Consider the following 15808-nt stretch of genomic DNA (forward strand, 5'->3'; position numbering starts at 1 on the left):
GGTCAGTCGACGCCGCGTTCGGGGAAGATGTCGGGATCGCGAACCTCGACATCGCTGGGGGCCGGCAACGCGCGAAGCTTCCGCAGCATGTCCTTCACGGACGGCCGAACAGGCGAAATGTTCACGCCCCACCCGGTCGACGTCACGCTGACCTCGACGCCGGCGGGAATGCCAGCGGCCTTCGGAAGGCGCACCGCGACGCTGTTGCCGCTCTTGAAGGTCTTGCTGATCACAGCGTTCATATGCCTGATCTCCGTATGTACCTGTATATACGAAATCAGCTCCGAAACCAAACCGAACCTCGCGGCCGCCCCGTTGATGTCAGGCTTCTGGCGCGGCTCTCGGCCGTTTCGCGCCCCACTCCAGCAGGGCGTCCAGCGCCGGGCAGAGCGCCTCGCCCCATTGGGTCAGCCGATACTCCACCTTGGGCGGAACCTGCGGATAGACGGTGCGGGCGACGATGCCGTCGCGCTCCAGCTCGCGCAGTTGCTGGATCAGCATCTTCTGGGACACGGCCGGGATGGCCCGTTCGAGCTCCGAGAACCGCCGGGGCTCGCCCCCGAACAGCTGGAAGAGGATGACCATCTTCCAGCGGCCCTCGAGCATGCGAAAGGCGCTCTCGACGCCGCCGGCCGCCATCTCGGGCGTGACGTCGAGGAGCTTACCTGTGGGTGAGTACCCTACTTTTCTGTCTGTACTTCCCATAATGACGGCAAGAGATCACATCCATCGCGTCATCGCAATCACCCAAGAAGGAGCGCTGTCGTGACCCTCTGTCTTCCTGAATTCATCCACCGCTATTTCGCCGCCGAAGCGGCCGGAAACTCCGCCGAGCTGGCGGCAACCTTCGCGCCCGACGGCGCCGTGCGGGACGAGGGGCGGGACATCCGGGGCGCGGCGGCCATCGCCGCCTGGATCGACGCGGCCAAGGCCCGGTACGGCAACACCACCGAGCCGCTGAGGACCTTCGAGGCGGGCGGCAGGATCCATGTCATCGCCCGGGTGACCGGCAACTTCCCCGGCAGCCCGATCGAGCTGGACCATCGCTTCACGCAATCTCGGCTAGGCATCACCAGCCTGGAGATCGGCTGATGTCAGGCGCGGATCTGAAGGGCCGGCGGGCCCTGGTCACGGGCGGCACCAAGGGGATCGGCCTGGCGGTCGTGCAGCGACTGCTGGAAGGCGGCGCGGAGGTGCTGGCCACCGCGCGGACGGCGCCGGAGGACCTCGCGGGCGCCGGCTTCGTGGCCGCTGACGTGGGCACGGCGGCGGGCGCGCTGACGGTGGCGCAGGCCGTCAGGGCGCGGCTGGGCGGCATCGACATCCTGGTGCATGTGGCGGGCGGCTCGTCCGCGCCTTCGGGCGGGTTCGGGGTGCTGGATGACGAGGAATGGCGCAAGGCCCTCGACCTCAACCTGATGTCGGCGGTGCGGCTGGACCGCGAACTGCTGCCGCTGATGGTCAGCCAGAAGTCCGGGGTGGTGGTCCACATCACCTCGATCCAGCGCCAGCTGCCGCTGCCGGAATCGACCATCGCCTACGCGGCGGCCAAGGCGGCCCTGTCCACCTACAGCAAGGCCCTGTCCAAGGATGTGGCGCCGGCGGGGGTCCGGGTGGTGCGGGTCTCGCCGGGCTGGGTCGAAACGGAAGCCTCGGTGGCCCTGGTCGAGCGACTGGCGGCCGGCGGGGCGATGAGCGAGGACGCGGCGCGGCAGGGGCTGATGGACTCCCTGGGCGGCATTCCGCTCGGCCGGCCGGCGCGCCCGCGCGAGGTGGCGGATCTGGTCGCCTTCCTGGCTTCGGACCAGGCGGCCGCGATCACCGGGACGGAATATGTGATCGACGGCGGGACGGTGCCGACCGTCTAGGCCACCGCCGCCCCGTACAGCCGGTCGTACAGCGCCCGCAGCATGCCCGCCGTGGCGCCCCAGATCAGCTCGTCTTCCCAGGTCATGGCGTAGAAGCGCCGGCGGCCGCCGTCCGGCAGGTCGTAGTGGCGTTCCTCGTAGTTGGCAGGGTCCATCAGAAAGCCGAAGGGGGTCTCGAAGATACGGGCGACCTCGGCCTCGCTGGGCATCAGCGGCAGGTCGGGGGGCAGGAAGCCGACGACCGGGGTCACCAGGTAGCCTGTGCCGGTCCTGTAGGGGGTGGAGAGGCCGGCCAGCTCGACATGGGCCGGATCGAGGGCGATCTCCTCCTGGGCCTCGCGTAGGGCCGCCTGGACGGCCGTCTCGCCGGCGTCCATCCGCCCGCCGGGGAAGGCCACCTGGCCCGAATGGCGGCGCAGGGTCGAGGCGCGGCGGGTCAGGATCACCGACACCCCCTCGGGGCGCTCCACCAGCGGCACCAACACCGCAGCCGGGGTGACGGCCGTTTCGCCTGGCCACATGTCAGGGTTCAGGTCGAAATCGGAGCGGAACGCGCCATGCGCCGCGCCCGGATCGTCAATCGGGTCGAGGTGATGGCTGATCCATTGTCGAAGCTGGGCGCCGGGCTTCACGTGATGTGGGCCCCGGCCGGGCCGACGGGGAAGAAGGCGCCGCCGCTCGTCACGCCCAGGACCGGTCCGTCCGGGCCCTCCTGCTCGGCGGCCATCTCGACCAATTCGTAGAAGACCGGCCGGGCGATCCGGGCCTCCAGCCCCCGGCGGACATGGACATAGGGGCGGGGCTCGCCGGTGTCGCTATCGACCTCTACGCGGATCGCGTTGTCAGGGCCGGCGATGACCTCATCGCCCACGTTGGTCAGGAATTTCAGGTCGCCGCCTTCGCGATCGACGCGCACGGCGATGAACGGGGCGTCCTCGACCGTGATCCGCATCTTCTCGACCGGCGTCACCAGATGAAAGCCATCCGGGTCCTTGCGCAGCACAGTGGAGAACAGCCGCACCAACGCCTCGCGGCCGATGGGGCTGCCCTCATGAAACCACAGGCCGTCCTTGCGGATGACGATGTCGATCTCGCCGCAATGGGCCGGGTTCCACAGATGGACCGGCGGCAGGCCCTTGGCCGCCTTGCCCGCCGAGGATTGGGCGGCGGCGATCACGCCTTCGAGGCCGGGAGGGGAGCCAGTCATGGTGCGGATGTAGGAGCCTTCCGTAGAGGTGTTCAAGGCGCGACAGGCAACCAATGCCGTCCCCGGCGGTTCGAAGGGGGCTCAGCGAAACAGGGAGGCCCGTTGATGACGCCCAGACTCGCGCCGATGGAGGCGCCCCTGCGCGCCATCCTGTTGGCCTTCCCCATCGCCCTATTCACGACAGCTGTCGTCACGGATCTGGCCTATCTGGGCACCGCCCAGATCCAGTGGACCAACTTTTCCGCCTGGCTGATCACGGGCGGTCTGGTGTTCGGCGGCATCGTCGGGCTGTGGGCGATCATCGACGTGATCCGGCGGCGCGCGGGCGCGCTGGTCTACCTTCTTCTGCTCGCCGCCATGTGGGTCTTCGGCCTGATCAACGCCTTCCAGCACAGCCGGGACGGCTGGAGTTCGGTAGGGGCGGTTGGGTTGATCCTGTCACTGCTGACCGCGGGTCTCGCCCTGGCGGCGGGGTGGGTGCGCCATTCTCGCCCGGAGGGACACTGATGATGCGCCGCCTGCTCTGCGCCAGCGCCCTGGTGCTCACCCTCGCCGCCTGCGGTGACGGGGACCGAAAGCTCGACCAGACCGGGCCGACGCCAACCCTGCCGGACCAGAGGCAGACCCTGGTCCCGCCGATGAAGATCGCCACGCCCGTCGGGTGGAACGGTGAGAAGCCGACGGCGCCCGCCGGGTTCACCGTCACCGCCTTCGCCGGCGACCTGAAGATTCCGCGCCAGATGCTGGTGCTGCCCAACGGCGACGTGCTGGTGGCCGAGGGGTCGGGCGGCAAGGCCCCCAAGCTGCGGCCCAAGGACCTGATCGCCGGCGTGATCAAGGCCAAGGGCAAGTCCAAGGTGAAGGGCGGAAATCGCATCACCCTGCTGCGCGACGCCAACGGGGACGGCGTGGCCGAACTGAAGACTACCTTCATCGAGAACCTGGACGCGCCCTATGGCCTGGCGTTCGTCGATGGCTCGATCTACGTCGCCGAGCAGGGCGGCTTGCGCCGGTTCCCCTATGCCGAGGGGCAGACGAAGATCACCGATCCAGGCTGGACGGTCACACCGCTGCCGTCGGAGGTGAACCACCACTGGACCAAGGCCCTGGCGGCCAGCGCCGACGGGACCAAGCTCTATGTCGGCATTGGCTCCAACAGCAATGTCGGCGAACGCGGCATGGCCATCGAGCAGGACCGCGCGGTGGTCTGGGAGGTTGATCGGCTGACCGGCGCCCACCGCACCCTTGCCAGCGGCATCCGAAATCCCACCGCCCTGGCCATCGAGCCGCGCACGGGCCAGCTGTGGTCGGTGGTCAACGAGCGGGACGAGTTGGGCGCCGAACTTGTGCCCGACTACCTGACCTCGGTGCGCGACGGCGCCTTCTACGGCTGGCCCTACAGCTATTGGGGCAAGACGGTGGACCCGCGCGTGCGGCCTCAGAACCCGGACCTGGTCAAGACGGCCATCGCCCCGGACTATGCGCTGGGCAGCCACGTCGCCGCCCTGGGCCTCAGCTTCGCGGTCGACGGGGGCTTTGGCGGATCGTTCGCCGAAGGAGCCTTTGTCGGCCAGCACGGCAGCTGGAACCGCAAGCAGCTGGCCGGCTACAAGGTGGTCTGGATCCCGTTCGTGGGCGGCCGACCGGCCGGCCAGCCGGTCGACTTCCTTTCCGGCTTCATTAAGGATGGCAAGGCGCGGGGCCGACCGGTGGGCGTGGTGTTCGACCCGCGCAGCCGCTCGGTGCTGGTGGCCGACGACCTCTCAAACACCGTCTGGCGGGTGGCGCCGGTTCGCTGATCAGTCGCGCGGCGCCACGGGCAGGATCTTCATCCTGCCCTGGTGGTCGGCGAGGTTGCGGACCGTTTCCATGAAGTCGAGGGAGCCAGGAACCTTGAAATGCGCCTCCAGCGCTTCCCGGTCCTCCCACTCCTCGTAGAAGACCAGGGTCATGGGGTTCTCCGCGTCGATGCTGACGCCGTGCTGCAGGCAACCGGGCTCGCCGCGCGAACGATGCACGTGCGCCAGGGCCGCCTCGAGCAATTCTTCGAAGGTGTCGGGCCGGGCCGTCACGGTTCCGGTAACGACGAGCATCAGCTCTTGGCCGGGCCGTCGTAGGCGTCGCGCAGTTCGCGCTTCAGGACTTTGCCGATGTGGCTGCGCGGCAGGCTGTCGACGATCACCACATCGGCGATGCGCTGGGTCTTGCCGACCTTGGCGTTGGTGAATTCGCGGATCTCCTGGGGCGCGGCGGTCGTGCCGTCCTTGAGGGCGACGAAAGCGACCGGGGTCTCGCCCCAGTCCTTGGAAGGCACGCCGACCACGGCGGCCTCGACCACGGCGGGGTGCTCGACCATCACCGCCTCCATGTCGCTGGGATAGATGTTGAAGCCGCCGGAGATGATCATGTCCTTGCGGCGGTCCATCAGCTGCAGGAAGCCCTCGGAGTCGAGACGGCCGACATCGCCGGTGCGGATGTAGATGTCGCCGGTCTCGGGATGCACCCACTGGGCCTCGGCGGTCTTGCCGGGCTGGTTGTGATAGCCGTTCATGGTGGCGGGGCTGTAGCCGACGATCTCGCCGATCTCGCCGGTGGGGACTTCGTTCCCCTCCTCATCGACCAGGCGGATGATGCAGCCGGGCGCCGGCTGACCGACCGTGTGCAGCTTGTCGGGGTGTTCGTGGGCCGCCAGCATGAAGCTGCCGCCACCTTCGGTCATGCCGTAGTACTCAATCAGGCCGCCGGGCCAGCGTTTCAGCACCTCGGCCTTCAGCTCGGCCGAGAAGGGGGCGCTGGTGCAGAACTTCATCTGGTAGCTCGACAGGTCGTAGTCGTCGAAGCCGGCGAACTCCATCAGGCGGCGGTACTGCACCGGCACCAGCATGGTGTGGGTGATGCGCTGGGCCTGGGCGATCTTCAGGTACTTCTCTGTATCGAACTTGCCCATCATGTGGACCGTGCCGCCGCCCGACAGGGTGGGGAAGAAGCAGACCAGGGTGGTGTTGGAATACAGCGGGGTGGAGATCAAGCTGCGGGCGTCCGGGCCGTAGCCGACGCCGTCCGGGCGGACGGAGAGGTGGCGCCAGCGCATGCCGTGGGACTGGACGATGCCCTTGGGGATGCCGGTCGTGCCACTGCTGTAGATGATGTTGAAGGGGTCCTTCTTGCCGATCTCGACAGGGGCCGGCTTGGCGCCCTCGGGGGCGAGCCAGGCATCGAAGGAGGAGCCGGCGTCAGACTCATCCAGGGCGACGAGTTTTGCGGTCACCTGGTCGATGACCCCGGCCATCAGCTCGGCGACGCCCTTGTCCAGGAAGAACAGCTTGGCCCCGCTGTCGGCGATCATCCCGACCAGCTGTTCGGGCGTGGAGGAGGGGGCCAGCGGCGCGGCCGCCACCCCGGCGCGGAGGCAGCCGAGGAACAGGACCGCGTAGTTGATCGAGGTCGTAGCGCAGATGGCCACCGCCGTGCGCTGCTCGACGCCGTCGCGCTGAAGGGCAGCCGCGACGCGGTCCATCCGTGCGTCGAGTTCGGCCCAGGTGATCGAGACGCCGTCCTGCCAGAGAGCCGGATGGTCCGGCCTGGCAGCGGCATGCTCGCGCATGATGTCAGGCAGGTTGCCGAAGTCGGCGCCGCGGAACTGGTCGAGGATGGTCATGGCGTCATCTTAGGCTTCCTTCTCCCCTCGCGGGAGAAGGTGTCGGCCAAGCCGACGGATGAGGGGGCGCACCGGCCTACAGGGATTGGCTGAAGCCGCCGCCGGAGGGCGGCGGCCTCTTCCATCGACCCCTCATCCGGCCCTTCGGGCCACCTTCTCCCGCAAGGGGAGAAGGGCGCCCAAAGGTTGCCTTGCGTTACTTCAGGCTCGCAAAGGTCTTGCCCTCGGCGGCCAGCTTCTCCAGCAGCGCCGACGGCTTGAAGAAGTCGCCGTGCTGGTTCTGGTATTCCTTCAGCTTGGCCAGCACCTTGTCGAGCCCGACGCTGTCGCCGTAGTGCATCGGCCCGCCGCGATAGACCGGCCAGCCATAGCCAGTGATCCACACCGTATCGATGTCCGAAGCCCGGATGGCCTTGCCCTCTTCGAGGATCTTGGCCCCCTCGTTGATCATCGGGAAGACGGTGCGCTCGAGGATTTCCTGATCGTCGGCCTGGCGGGCGTTGACGCCGCTCTTGGCCGCGAAGTCGGCGATGATCTTCTCGGTGACGGGCGAGGGCTTGGCGGTGCGGTTTTCGTCATAGTCGTAGTAGCCCGCGCCCGTCTTCTGGCCGCGGCGGTCCATTTCGCAGAGGACGTCGCGGATGGTTTCGCCCTTGGAGGTTTCCTTGCTCCAGCCGATGTCGAGGCCGGCGAGGTCGCTCATGGCGAAGGGGCCCATGGGGAAGCCGAAGTCGTAGAGCACGCGGTCGACGTCCCAGGGCATGGTGCCCTCGGCGACCAGGGCCTGGGCCTGCTGCTGGCGCTTGGCCAGCATGCGGTTGCCGACGAAGCCGGGGCAGACCCCGACCAGCACGCCGACCTTGCCGATGGTCTTGGCCAGCTTCATCGAGGTGGCGATCACCGGCTTGGAGGTCTTGTCGCCGCGCACGATCTCAAGCAGGCGCATGACATTGGCCGGCGAGAAGAAGTGCAGGCCGATGACGCTTTCCGGCCGGGTGGTGGCCGAGGCGATTTCGTCGATATCGAGGAAGCTGGTGTTGCTGGCCAGGATGGCGCCCGGCTTGGCGATCTTGTCGAGCTTGCCGAAGACATCCTTCTTGATGTCCATGTTCTCGAACACGGCCTCGATGATCAGGTCGCAGTCGGCGAGGTCCTCGAGGCTGAGGCTGCCGGTTAGCAGGCCCATGCGCTTTTCGACGTCGTCCTGGGTCAGGCGGCCCTTCTTGGCGGTGTTCTCGTAGTTCTTGCGGATGACGCCCAGGCCCCGGTCCAGAGCCTCCTGCTTCATCTCGACGATCTTCACCGGGATGCCGGCGTTGAGGAAGTTCATCGAGATGCCGCCGCCCATGGTGCCGGCCCCGATCACGCCGACCGACTTGATCGGCAGGACTTCGACATCGTCACCCACGTCAGGGATCTTGTTGGCGGCGCGCTCGGCGAAGAAGACGTAGCGCTGGGCAGCCGACTGCGGCCCGGTCATCAGCTCGATGAACAGCTTGCGCTCGACGGCCAGGCCCTCTTCGAAGGGCAGGTTCACCGCCGCCTCGATGCACTGGATGTTGCTCTCGGGGGCCTTGAAGCCGCGGAACTTGCGGGCATTGGCCTTGCGGAAGTCGGCGAAGACCTGCGGATCGGCCTTCACCTCACGATCACGCACCTTCTTCAGCGGCCAGTTCTCTGCGACCACCTTTCTGGCGAAGGCGATCGCGCCCTCGCGCAGCTTACCTTCCTCGACCAGTTCATCGACCAGGCCCATGGCGTTGGCCGCCTTGGCCGGCACATGGCTGCCGCTGGTCATCATCTCCAGGGCCTTCTCGGCGCCGACGATGCGGGGCAGGCGCTGGGTGCCGCCGGCGCCGGGCAAGAGGCCGAGGTTCACCTCCGGCAGGCCGACCTTGGCCGAGGGGACGGCCACCCGGTAGTGGGCGGTCAGAGCCACTTCCAGGCCGCCGCCCAGCGCGGTGCCGTGGATGGCGGCGATCACCGCCTTGGGCGAGTCTTCCATCATGGTCTGGACGTCGAACAGGCTAGCCCCCTTGGAGGCGCCGCCGAACTCGCTGATGTCGGCCCCCGCGATGAAGGTGCGACCGTCGCAGATCAGCACGATCGACTTGGCCGCGTCATCGGCGATGGCGGCCTTGAAGCCTTCGTACAGCCCGTCGCGCACGGCGGCCGACAGGGCGTTCACCGGCGGGGAGTTGAGAGTGACGACGGCCACGCCGTCTTCGACCACCAGATCGGTCACGGAATTGATTGCAGCCATGGCGTTGCGCCCCTATCGTTTCGTTGAAACAGTTGTTTGAGCGCAAACTGCCGAGGCGGACCGACAGAGTCCAGCCCGGATAATGGGAGCCTGCGATGGACCTCGATTTCCTGCCCGAGCACGGTGAGTTCCGCAAAGAGGTGCGGGCCTGGATCGAAGACAATTTCCCCAAGGCCATCCGCGACAAGCAGGCGACCGGGGAGCACCTGAACAAGGAAGAGATCCTGTCCTGGCACAAGATTCTCTACAAGAAGGGCTGGCTGACCCCGTCCTGGCCGGTCGAGCATGGCGGCACCGGCTGGGACGCGGTGCGCAAATACATCTTCAGCGAGGAGCTGGCCCGGGCCAACACCACCGGGCCATCGTTCGGCCTTGGGATGATCGGGCCGGTGCTCTACACCTTCGGCTCCGACGACCAGAAGGAGAACCTTCTGAAGCCGACGCTGGCGGGCGATATCTGGTGGTGCCAGGGCTATAGCGAGCCTGGCGCCGGCTCAGACCTGGCGGGTCTCAGCACCAAGGCCGAGCGCTTCACCGGCGAGGACGGCAAGGAATACTACAAGGTCAACGGCCAGAAGACCTGGACCACCCAGGGCCACTTCGCCGACTGGGGCTTCTTCCTGGTCCGCACCGATCCGACCGCGAAGAAGCAGGAAGGGATCACCTTCCTGCTGATCGACATGAAGACGCCCGGCATCACGGTGCGCCCGATCATCACCATAGATGGCGGCCATGAGGTCAACGACACCTTCCTTGAGGACGTGATCGTCCCGGTCGAGAATCGCATCGGCGAGGAGAACAAGGGCTGGACGGTGGCCAAATACCTGCTCGGCCACGAGCGGACAGGCATTGCCGGGGTGGCGCGGAGCAAGCGCGGCATCGAGCGACTGCGCGAGGTCGCCGCCGGCCAGCTGGCCGATGACGGCAAGCCGCTGATCGAGGACGCCGACTTCCGCCGCAAGGTCGCCGAGTTGGAGGTCGATCTTCAGGCCCTGGAATACACCGAGCTGCGCACCCTGGCCGGCGAGAGCAGCGGCAAGGGCCCCGGCCCGGAAGCCAGCCTGCTGAAGGTGAAGGGCACGGAGGTCGGCCAGCGACTGACCGAACTGACCCTGGAGGCGGCCGGTCACTATGGCGAGCCCTACTTCCGCGGGTTCCCGAAGGAGGGCGGCAACGCGCTGCCGATCGGTCCGGACTTCGCCTTCAAGGCCGGCCCCGGCTATTTCAACATGCGCAAGACCTCGATCTTCGGGGGCTCGAACGAGATCCAGCGCAACATCATGGCCAAGGCGGTGCTCGGGCTTTGATCGCGCCCCGCCGCGGTTGATGAAACCCGGAATGGTGAGTCAATTTTCGACAGACTCGGGTTGACTCCACTGGCCTTGCGGGAAGCATGTGACAGTCTCCACCTATGGGAGTGCGTAGGGGAGAGTCGCCGACAGTCTTCGACACGCTGACGCCGCGAGAGCGTGAGTGTCTGCGTCTGGTTGCCCAGCATCACCGGTCGAAGGAGATCGCCCGGCTCCTGAGCATCTCCAAGAGCACGGTCGACAAACATATCGACAGCGCCCGCGACCGGCTCGGCGCGCCGGACCGGCGCACGGCCGCCCTGGCGCTGGCTGCCCACGAAATGAGTATGGGTATCGTGTACCCATCGGAGCCGGACCCCATACCGGACCGCCAGCAAACCCCGTCAACTGAGGCCCAGTTCGAGACCCAGACGGGGGCCAGCAGTGACCAGTTCAACACCGAAAACGCCGCCGATCTCCAGCCCGGTCTTCCTGGTCAGCTGGACGGCGCTGGAGTCGGCGCTGACCCTGTTGGCCAGCCCGGCCAAGGCGGACCGGATCGGCACGGTGATCTCCGCCCTGCGCAAGACCCAGCCGTCGGTTCCGCCGGAAAAGCTGCTGGTCCAGATCCTCAGCGCTACGGCCTGGCTGACTTCGGACGATACCTCCTCGTCGGACGGGGAGGCGCCGATGAGCTGAGCCCTTTCCGCGTGCTGTCGCGTATCGCCGGGTTGGCGATCGTGGGCAGCCTGTTGCTGGCCGGCGTGCTGATGGGGGCCCATGAGGTCTCCCTGCTGGTCCAGCGGATCATCGACGGGATCTGGCCGCGCGGCGGCTGACCCTACCGAGCTTCACAATCATCGAGAAACCAACAACCCGCGCGGGCCGGCCCGTTCGCGCGCTGAGGAGACCTGCGCCATGAAACGCAAGATCGTCGCCCACAAGGTGGCCGACCAACTGTTCGCCGCCGAGCTCGCCATCGACCGCGCGCTCAGCGAAACCGCCCGGCTGACCAGCCTGCTCAGCGACGCCCGCGTCGAGGCCGGCCTGTCGGCCGTCGTCGGCCAGTCGGTGATGGACCGCACCTGCGCCTCCATCGTCATGCTGGCCAACGGCCGCCGCGAACTGGTCGAGGCGCATGACGCCCTGGCCGTGGTCAAGGACCAGATCGGCCTGCGAACCGTGGCGATCGGCGGCATGGAAAAGCCGGACACCAACATCCCTCGCCCCGAAGGCCAGCTGCGCGTCGTCTGAGCTCGGGAACAGTAAGCGGAAAGGGCCGGGCGGCTTTCGCCCGGTCCTTTTTCGCGCATGATGGACGGCAGCACCGCCTTGCTGGGAGCCGCCCCCCTTGTCGACCTTCTTCTTCGTGGCCGGGATCGTGGCCATGGTCCTTGCCTGTGGCTATGCCCTTTGGAAGGGGGACGGCCCGGCCCGCTGGGTTGGGGGGCTGGTGGCCGCCGCCTGGGTTGGGTCCTGGGCGCTGCAGGACCGCGCGGCCATCGCCTATCCGCAGTATGCCGTCGCCGCGCTCGACGTCGTGCTGCTGCTGGTGCTCGCCGGGATGGCGCTCAGGTTTCGCCGCGCCTGGCTGATGGTCGCGACCGCAAGCCAGCTTTTGACGGCTGCCACCCACTGGGCTTTCGTGCTCGACCCGCGCATCGCCACGCTCGGATTTATGACCGCCTACTACGCCTGGAGTTATGCTACCTTGGCGGCGCTCGTCTGGGGGACGCGCCAGGCTGTTCTTTCGCGCCGCCTCGACGGAAACAATCGCGAAACCTAGGTCGGCTATCCGACCTCCGTACCGCGTATCGAGGAGAGCGCCCATGCCGCCCGATGGGCCCGCCGAAGTCGACCTGCACGTTGGCCGCCGCATCCGCCAGCGCCGCAAGGCGCTCAATGTCACCCAGGAAGCCCTGGCCGACGCCCTTGGCCTGACCTTCCAGCAGATCCAGAAGTATGAGCGGGGCGCCAACCGCGTCTCGGCTTCGAAGCTCTATCAGGTGGCCGCCTACCTCCAGACACCGGTCGACTACTTTTTCGACGGCCTGGCCGACCCGACCGCCCAAGCGACCGCCGGCGAGACCGGTTTCGACCGGGCGATCAACGACTTCCTGATGAGCCCGGAGGGATTGGAAATGGCCGCCCTGTTCGTCCGAATCGAAAAGCCGGCCCTGCGCCGCCAGCTGGTCCAGCTGATGCGGGCGATGGTGGATGAGCCGGAAGGGTAGGGGGGCAGACTCAAATCCTCCCCCCGCGCTTCGCACGGAGGAGGATTTTCAAACCGTGCGCCAACCCCCTAAGCTACCCCCAACAGACCGGCTAGGCCGGCAAGGGAGGCGCATTGACCAATACGACCCGCCAATGGGTGCTGGCCCGCCATGTCGAGGGCGCGCCCGTCCCGGAAGATTTCCGTCTGGAGACCTCGGACCTGCCGGCGGCGGAGGAGGGGCGGTTCGTCGCCCGCACCATCCTGGCCTCGGTGGATCCCGGTATGCGCTCGCGGCTTTCGGGCGGCGACAGCTACGCCGGGGCGATGAAGCTGGGCGAGGGGATCGATGGGTTCGCGGTAGCCCAGGTGACGGACAGCGGCCATCCGAACTTCGCGGTGGGCGATGTGATCGCCGCCGGCGGCGGCTGGCGCGAGCATATCGTCTCCGATGGGCGCGGCTTCATCCAGAAGATCCCAGCCGAATGGACAGCGCGGGGCGTGCCGCTGGGCGCGTGGATCGGGGTCCTGGGCGTGCCCGGCATGACCGCCTGGTTCGGGATGCACCGGGTGGCGCAGGCCAAGGAGGGCGACACCCTGCTGGTCACCTCGGCCGCCGGCCCGGTGGGCGCCACGGCCGGGCAGATCGGCAAGAAGCTGGGTATGCAGGTGGTCGGCGTGGCAGGAGGCGCGCGCAAATGCGCCTGGCTGCGTGACGAGGCCGGGTTCGACGCGGTGATCGACTACAAGTCCGAGGGCGATCTGACGGCCGCCATCGCGGCGGCCTGTCCCAAGGGCGTGGATGTCCTGTTCGACAACGTCGGCAACGAGAGCATCGACCGGGTGCTGCCGATGATGCGGATGCGCGGGCGCATCGTGGTTTCAGGCCAGGTGGCCGACTACAACCTCGAACCCGCTGATCGACCTGGCCTGAAGAACACCTCGGTCTTCATCACCCACCGGGTGCGGATGGAGGGGCTGGTGGTGTTCGACGACATCCGCCAGTTCCCTGAGGCCCAGGCCCAACTCGCGGCCTGGATCGCCGACGGCTCGCTGAAGATCGCCATCGAGGAGACCGACGGCCTGGCCTCCCTGCCGGAGGCCTTCTGCGGGCTGTTCCGGGGCGAGAACTTCGGCCGCCGCCTCGCCCGCTTGAGCCCGGATCCCGCATGACCCACGCCCTCCTCCAGAACTACAGCCGCTTCCGCTTTGACCGTGACGGGCGGGTGCTGACCGTGACCATCACCGGCAACGCGGTGAACGCCGTCGACGCGGCCATGCACGACGAACTGGCGCGGCTGTTCATCGAGCTGCAGGCCGATGAGGAGAGCGACCTGATCGTCCTGACCGGCCAAGGCCGCGCCTTCTGCGCCGGCGGCGACTTCGACTGGTTCGACGAACAGATCGCCCGGCCCGCCGCCTTCCGCGCCATCGCCCATGACGCCAAGCGGATCGTCTCCACCCTGCTGGATATGGAAAAGCCCATCATCTGCCGGCTGAACGGGGCGGCCGCGGGGCTGGGGGCGACCATCGCCCTGCTGTGCGATGTGATCATCGCCGACGAAACCGCCAAGATCGGCGACCCGCACGTCAAGGTCGGGCTGGTGGCCGGGGACGGCGGGGCGGTGATCTGGCCGCAGCTGATCGGTTTTGCCCGCGCCAAGGAGCTGTTGATGACCGGCGAGCTGATCCGGGCCGACGAGGCGGCGCGGATGGGGCTGATCAACTATGCGGTGCCGGCCGATGAGCTCGACGCCAAGGTGGCCGAACTGGTCGGCAAGATCCTGGCCAACCCCCGCTGGGCGGTGCGCTGGACCAAGACGGTGGCCAACATCGCCCTCAAGCAGATCGCGGTCAGCAACAGCGACGCAGCCGTCGCCTACGAGATGCTGTCCAACATGACCGCCGACCGGGCCGAGGCGGTCAACGCCTTCCGCGAGCGCCGCAAGCCGGACCTGACCGGCGAATGATGGACGAGCCCGACCACGTCGTCGAACTGCGCCGCCAGCTGGCGCGGTTCGTGGCCGAAAAAGCCCCGCGCGAGAAGCGTCGCGAATGGGACCGCACCCACAGCTTTCCCCGCGACCTCTACGCCGAGCTGGCGGCCATGGGGCTCTGCGGCCTGACCGTGCCAGAGGAATACGGCGGCTCCGGCCCTGACATCCTGGCGGCGGTGGCAGCCATCGAGGAGCTGTGCCGGGCAGGCTCCTTCCTGGCAGGACCCTTCATCCAGTGCGCCTTCTACGGCGGGATGAACATCCTGGAGAATGGCTCGCCGGAACAGAAGGCGGCGCTGCTGCCAAGGCTGGCCAAGGGCGAACTGATCTTCGCCTACGGCCTGTCGGAGCCGGATGTTGGGGGAGACCTGTCGGCGGTGACCACCCGCGCCCGGCTGGAGGGTGAGGAGATCGTGCTCGACGGGGCAAAGCGCTGGTGCACCGGCGCCGATTTCGCCGACTACATCTACTGCCTGGTTCGCTCGGACACGGAGGCGCCGGCGCGCTCTGGCCTGTCCTTCGTGTTGGTCCCGACCGACGCGCCGGGGGTGACCATCACCCCCATCGACCATGTGAACCTGCGCTACACCCTGTCCTCCGACGTGCATTTCGACGGGGTGCGGCTCCCCGCCTCGGCCATCGTCGGCGGCGCGGAGAAGTGGAACCGGGGCTGGGGCATGCTGGCTGGCCGGGCGCTGGACATCGAGAAGCTGGAGATCAGCGCCTGCGCCTTCGGCCTGGCCCAGGCGGCGTTGGAGGAGGCTTGGGAGTACGCCCAGACGCGCGAACAGTTCGGCAAGCCGATCAGCGGCCACCAGGCCGTTCGCCACGCCCTGGTCGATGCGAAGACCAAGCTCGAGGCCTGCCGCCTGATGCTCTACCACGCCACCCGCCTGGCCAACGACGGAAAGCCCTGCGCCGCCGAGACCAGCATGGCCAAGCTGTTCATCGGCGAGACCGGGGTGGAGATCGCCTTGGCCTGCCAGAAGGTGATGGGCGCCTATGCGATGAGCGCCGACTACGACATCGAGCGCAACGTCCGCGACCTGCTGAGCATGCCCATCGTCGGCGGCTCGTCGAACATGCAGCGCAACAACCTGGCGGGGCTTTGGCGGCTGAAGGGTTAGCGCTTGAAGGTGTCGCCCACCTCCGTCGCGTCCGGGCCATCCGGGCCGGCGGCTTCGCGGGAGCGGTCTGCCGTCTTGGCCTGGTCCTTTTCGGACTTCAGGCCGGGCAGGTGGCCGAGGGGCTCGGCGTCATTAGCCTTGCGGCCATCGCTGTTGGGCGGGTTGCGGTCGGTCATCGGGTCCTCCT

At 67.7% G+C, this 15808-nt stretch carries 21 protein-coding genes; 13 read left to right on the forward strand and 8 right to left on the reverse strand.

Annotated features, from left to right (window positions below):
- Positions 1 to 2 precede the first annotated feature (2 nt).
- The gene (locus GVN21_RS04280) at positions 3 to 242 is read right to left on the reverse strand and encodes an AbrB/MazE/SpoVT family DNA-binding domain-containing protein (RefSeq protein WP_166573481.1); all 240 of its coding nucleotides are present in this window, start codon (positions 240 to 242) and stop codon (positions 3 to 5) included.
- Between the two features lie 79 nt (positions 243 to 321).
- Positions 322 to 606, reverse strand: a complete 285-nt coding sequence (locus GVN21_RS04285) for a helix-turn-helix domain-containing protein (protein ID WP_240902744.1) — start codon at positions 604 to 606, stop codon at positions 322 to 324.
- A 159-nt stretch (positions 607 to 765) separates the two neighbouring features.
- Between GVN21_RS04285 and GVN21_RS04290 the strand changes: the two genes are divergently transcribed.
- Positions 766 to 1092 (forward strand): nuclear transport factor 2 family protein, encoded by a 327-nt coding sequence (locus GVN21_RS04290; protein ID WP_166573483.1) that lies wholly within the window; start codon positions 766 to 768, stop codon positions 1090 to 1092.
- Entirely contained in the window at positions 1092 to 1868 is a 777-nt protein-coding gene (locus GVN21_RS04295) for an SDR family oxidoreductase (protein ID WP_166573484.1), read from the forward strand. The genes GVN21_RS04290 and GVN21_RS04295 overlap by 1 nt, the downstream gene beginning before the upstream one ends.
- Here GVN21_RS04295 and GVN21_RS04300 read toward each other — a convergent pair.
- Both GVN21_RS04300 and GVN21_RS04305 read right to left on the reverse strand, forming a co-directional pair.
- A complete protein-coding gene (locus GVN21_RS04300; RefSeq protein WP_166573485.1) occupies positions 1865 to 2500 on the reverse strand; it encodes a CoA pyrophosphatase in 636 nt (211 codons plus the stop codon). The genes GVN21_RS04295 and GVN21_RS04300 overlap by 4 nt on opposite strands.
- Positions 2497 to 3075, reverse strand: a complete 579-nt coding sequence (locus GVN21_RS04305) for a DUF1285 domain-containing protein (protein WP_166573486.1) — start codon at positions 3073 to 3075, stop codon at positions 2497 to 2499. The genes GVN21_RS04300 and GVN21_RS04305 overlap by 4 nt, the downstream gene beginning before the upstream one ends.
- Before the next feature lie 105 nt (positions 3076 to 3180).
- Between GVN21_RS04305 and GVN21_RS04310 the strand changes: the two genes are divergently transcribed.
- Both GVN21_RS04310 and GVN21_RS04315 read left to right on the forward strand, forming a co-directional pair.
- Positions 3181 to 3582, forward strand: a complete 402-nt coding sequence (locus GVN21_RS04310; protein WP_166573487.1) for a DUF2231 domain-containing protein — start codon at positions 3181 to 3183, stop codon at positions 3580 to 3582.
- Entirely contained in the window at positions 3582 to 4874 is a 1293-nt protein-coding gene (locus tag GVN21_RS04315; RefSeq protein WP_166573488.1) for a sorbosone dehydrogenase family protein, read from the forward strand. Before GVN21_RS04310 ends, GVN21_RS04315 begins: the two co-directional genes overlap by 1 nt.
- Here the strand turns inward: GVN21_RS04315 and GVN21_RS04320 are convergent, their stop codons facing one another.
- The 3 genes from GVN21_RS04320 to GVN21_RS04330 all read right to left on the reverse strand — a co-directional run bounded on the left by GVN21_RS04320 (position 4875) and on the right by GVN21_RS04330 (position 8996).
- Positions 4875 to 5168 (reverse strand): putative quinol monooxygenase, encoded by a 294-nt coding sequence (locus tag GVN21_RS04320; protein ID WP_166573489.1) that lies wholly within the window; start codon positions 5166 to 5168, stop codon positions 4875 to 4877.
- Positions 5168 to 6733: a class I adenylate-forming enzyme family protein gene (locus GVN21_RS04325; RefSeq protein ID WP_166573490.1), complete on the reverse strand. Its 1566-nt coding sequence runs from the start codon at positions 6731 to 6733 to the stop codon at positions 5168 to 5170. The genes GVN21_RS04320 and GVN21_RS04325 overlap by 1 nt, the downstream gene beginning before the upstream one ends.
- A gap of 196 nt (positions 6734 to 6929) precedes the next feature.
- Complete coding sequence (locus tag GVN21_RS04330; protein WP_166573491.1) at positions 6930 to 8996, reverse strand: 3-hydroxyacyl-CoA dehydrogenase NAD-binding domain-containing protein; 2067 nt, start codon at positions 8994 to 8996, stop codon at positions 6930 to 6932.
- Positions 8997 to 9091: 95 nt separating this feature from the next.
- On the opposite strand from GVN21_RS04330, the gene GVN21_RS04335 reads away from it, so the two are divergent.
- From GVN21_RS04335 to GVN21_RS04370, 9 genes are all read left to right on the forward strand, one after another.
- Complete coding sequence (locus GVN21_RS04335) at positions 9092 to 10303, forward strand: acyl-CoA dehydrogenase family protein (RefSeq protein ID WP_166573492.1); 1212 nt, start codon at positions 9092 to 9094, stop codon at positions 10301 to 10303.
- Between the two features lie 426 nt (positions 10304 to 10729).
- Complete coding sequence (locus GVN21_RS20740) at positions 10730 to 10984, forward strand: hypothetical protein (protein WP_240902745.1); 255 nt, start codon at positions 10730 to 10732, stop codon at positions 10982 to 10984.
- 11 nt (positions 10985 to 10995) lie between these two features.
- Positions 10996 to 11124: a hypothetical protein gene (locus GVN21_RS21130; RefSeq protein WP_276608483.1), complete on the forward strand. Its 129-nt coding sequence runs from the start codon at positions 10996 to 10998 to the stop codon at positions 11122 to 11124.
- Positions 11125 to 11203: 79 nt separating this feature from the next.
- Complete coding sequence (locus GVN21_RS04345) at positions 11204 to 11539, forward strand: hypothetical protein (protein WP_166573494.1); 336 nt, start codon at positions 11204 to 11206, stop codon at positions 11537 to 11539.
- Between the two features lie 97 nt (positions 11540 to 11636).
- Positions 11637 to 12071, forward strand: a complete 435-nt coding sequence (locus GVN21_RS04350; RefSeq protein WP_166573495.1) for a hypothetical protein — start codon at positions 11637 to 11639, stop codon at positions 12069 to 12071.
- 43 nt (positions 12072 to 12114) lie between these two features.
- Positions 12115 to 12519: a helix-turn-helix domain-containing protein gene (locus GVN21_RS04355; RefSeq protein WP_166573496.1), complete on the forward strand. Its 405-nt coding sequence runs from the start codon at positions 12115 to 12117 to the stop codon at positions 12517 to 12519.
- A gap of 113 nt (positions 12520 to 12632) precedes the next feature.
- Complete coding sequence (locus tag GVN21_RS04360) at positions 12633 to 13670, forward strand: NADP-dependent oxidoreductase (RefSeq protein ID WP_166573497.1); 1038 nt, start codon at positions 12633 to 12635, stop codon at positions 13668 to 13670.
- Positions 13667 to 14467 carry an enoyl-CoA hydratase/isomerase family protein gene (locus GVN21_RS04365; protein WP_166573498.1) on the forward strand — a complete coding sequence of 267 codons (801 nt, stop codon included), beginning with the start codon at positions 13667 to 13669 and terminating at the stop codon, positions 14465 to 14467. The genes GVN21_RS04360 and GVN21_RS04365 overlap by 4 nt, the downstream gene beginning before the upstream one ends.
- Positions 14464 to 15621: an acyl-CoA dehydrogenase family protein gene (locus GVN21_RS04370; protein WP_166573499.1), complete on the forward strand. Its 1158-nt coding sequence runs from the start codon at positions 14464 to 14466 to the stop codon at positions 15619 to 15621. The genes GVN21_RS04365 and GVN21_RS04370 overlap by 4 nt, the downstream gene beginning before the upstream one ends.
- On the opposite strand, the gene GVN21_RS04375 is transcribed toward GVN21_RS04370, so the two are convergent.
- Complete coding sequence (locus GVN21_RS04375) at positions 15618 to 15797, reverse strand: hypothetical protein (RefSeq protein WP_166573500.1); 180 nt, start codon at positions 15795 to 15797, stop codon at positions 15618 to 15620. The genes GVN21_RS04370 and GVN21_RS04375 overlap by 4 nt on opposite strands.
- Between the last annotated feature and the right edge of the window lie 11 nt (positions 15798 to 15808).

The sequence above is a fragment of the Caulobacter sp. SLTY genome (assembly GCF_009905535.1).
GTDB lineage: Bacteria > Pseudomonadota > Alphaproteobacteria > Caulobacterales > Caulobacteraceae > Caulobacter.

Coding starts and splice junctions, on each gene's coding strand:
- GVN21_RS04280 (WP_166573481.1), bottom strand. CDS start 242: ATGAACGCTGTGATCAGCAAGACCTTCAAGAGCGGCAACAGCGTCGCG.
- GVN21_RS04365 (WP_166573498.1), top strand. CDS start 13,667: ATGACCCACGCCCTCCTCCAGAACTACAGCCGCTTCCGCTTTGACCGT.
- GVN21_RS04305 (WP_166573486.1), bottom strand. CDS start 3,075: ATGACTGGCTCCCCTCCCGGCCTCGAAGGCGTGATCGCCGCCGCCCAA.
- GVN21_RS04315 (WP_166573488.1), top strand. CDS start 3,582: ATGATGCGCCGCCTGCTCTGCGCCAGCGCCCTGGTGCTCACCCTCGCC.
- GVN21_RS04355 (WP_166573496.1), top strand. CDS start 12,115: ATGCCGCCCGATGGGCCCGCCGAAGTCGACCTGCACGTTGGCCGCCGC.
- GVN21_RS04370 (WP_166573499.1), top strand. CDS start 14,464: ATGATGGACGAGCCCGACCACGTCGTCGAACTGCGCCGCCAGCTGGCG.
- GVN21_RS04295 (WP_166573484.1), top strand. CDS start 1,092: ATGTCAGGCGCGGATCTGAAGGGCCGGCGGGCCCTGGTCACGGGCGGC.
- GVN21_RS04285 (WP_240902744.1), bottom strand. CDS start 606: ATGCTCGAGGGCCGCTGGAAGATGGTCATCCTCTTCCAGCTGTTCGGG.
- GVN21_RS04345 (WP_166573494.1), top strand. CDS start 11,204: ATGAAACGCAAGATCGTCGCCCACAAGGTGGCCGACCAACTGTTCGCC.
- GVN21_RS04310 (WP_166573487.1), top strand. CDS start 3,181: ATGACGCCCAGACTCGCGCCGATGGAGGCGCCCCTGCGCGCCATCCTG.
- GVN21_RS04325 (WP_166573490.1), bottom strand. CDS start 6,733: ATGACCATCCTCGACCAGTTCCGCGGCGCCGACTTCGGCAACCTGCCT.
- GVN21_RS04335 (WP_166573492.1), top strand. CDS start 9,092: ATGGACCTCGATTTCCTGCCCGAGCACGGTGAGTTCCGCAAAGAGGTG.
- GVN21_RS04320 (WP_166573489.1), bottom strand. CDS start 5,168: ATGCTCGTCGTTACCGGAACCGTGACGGCCCGGCCCGACACCTTCGAA.
- GVN21_RS04375 (WP_166573500.1), bottom strand. CDS start 15,797: ATGACCGACCGCAACCCGCCCAACAGCGATGGCCGCAAGGCTAATGAC.
- GVN21_RS04330 (WP_166573491.1), bottom strand. CDS start 8,996: ATGGCTGCAATCAATTCCGTGACCGATCTGGTGGTCGAAGACGGCGTG.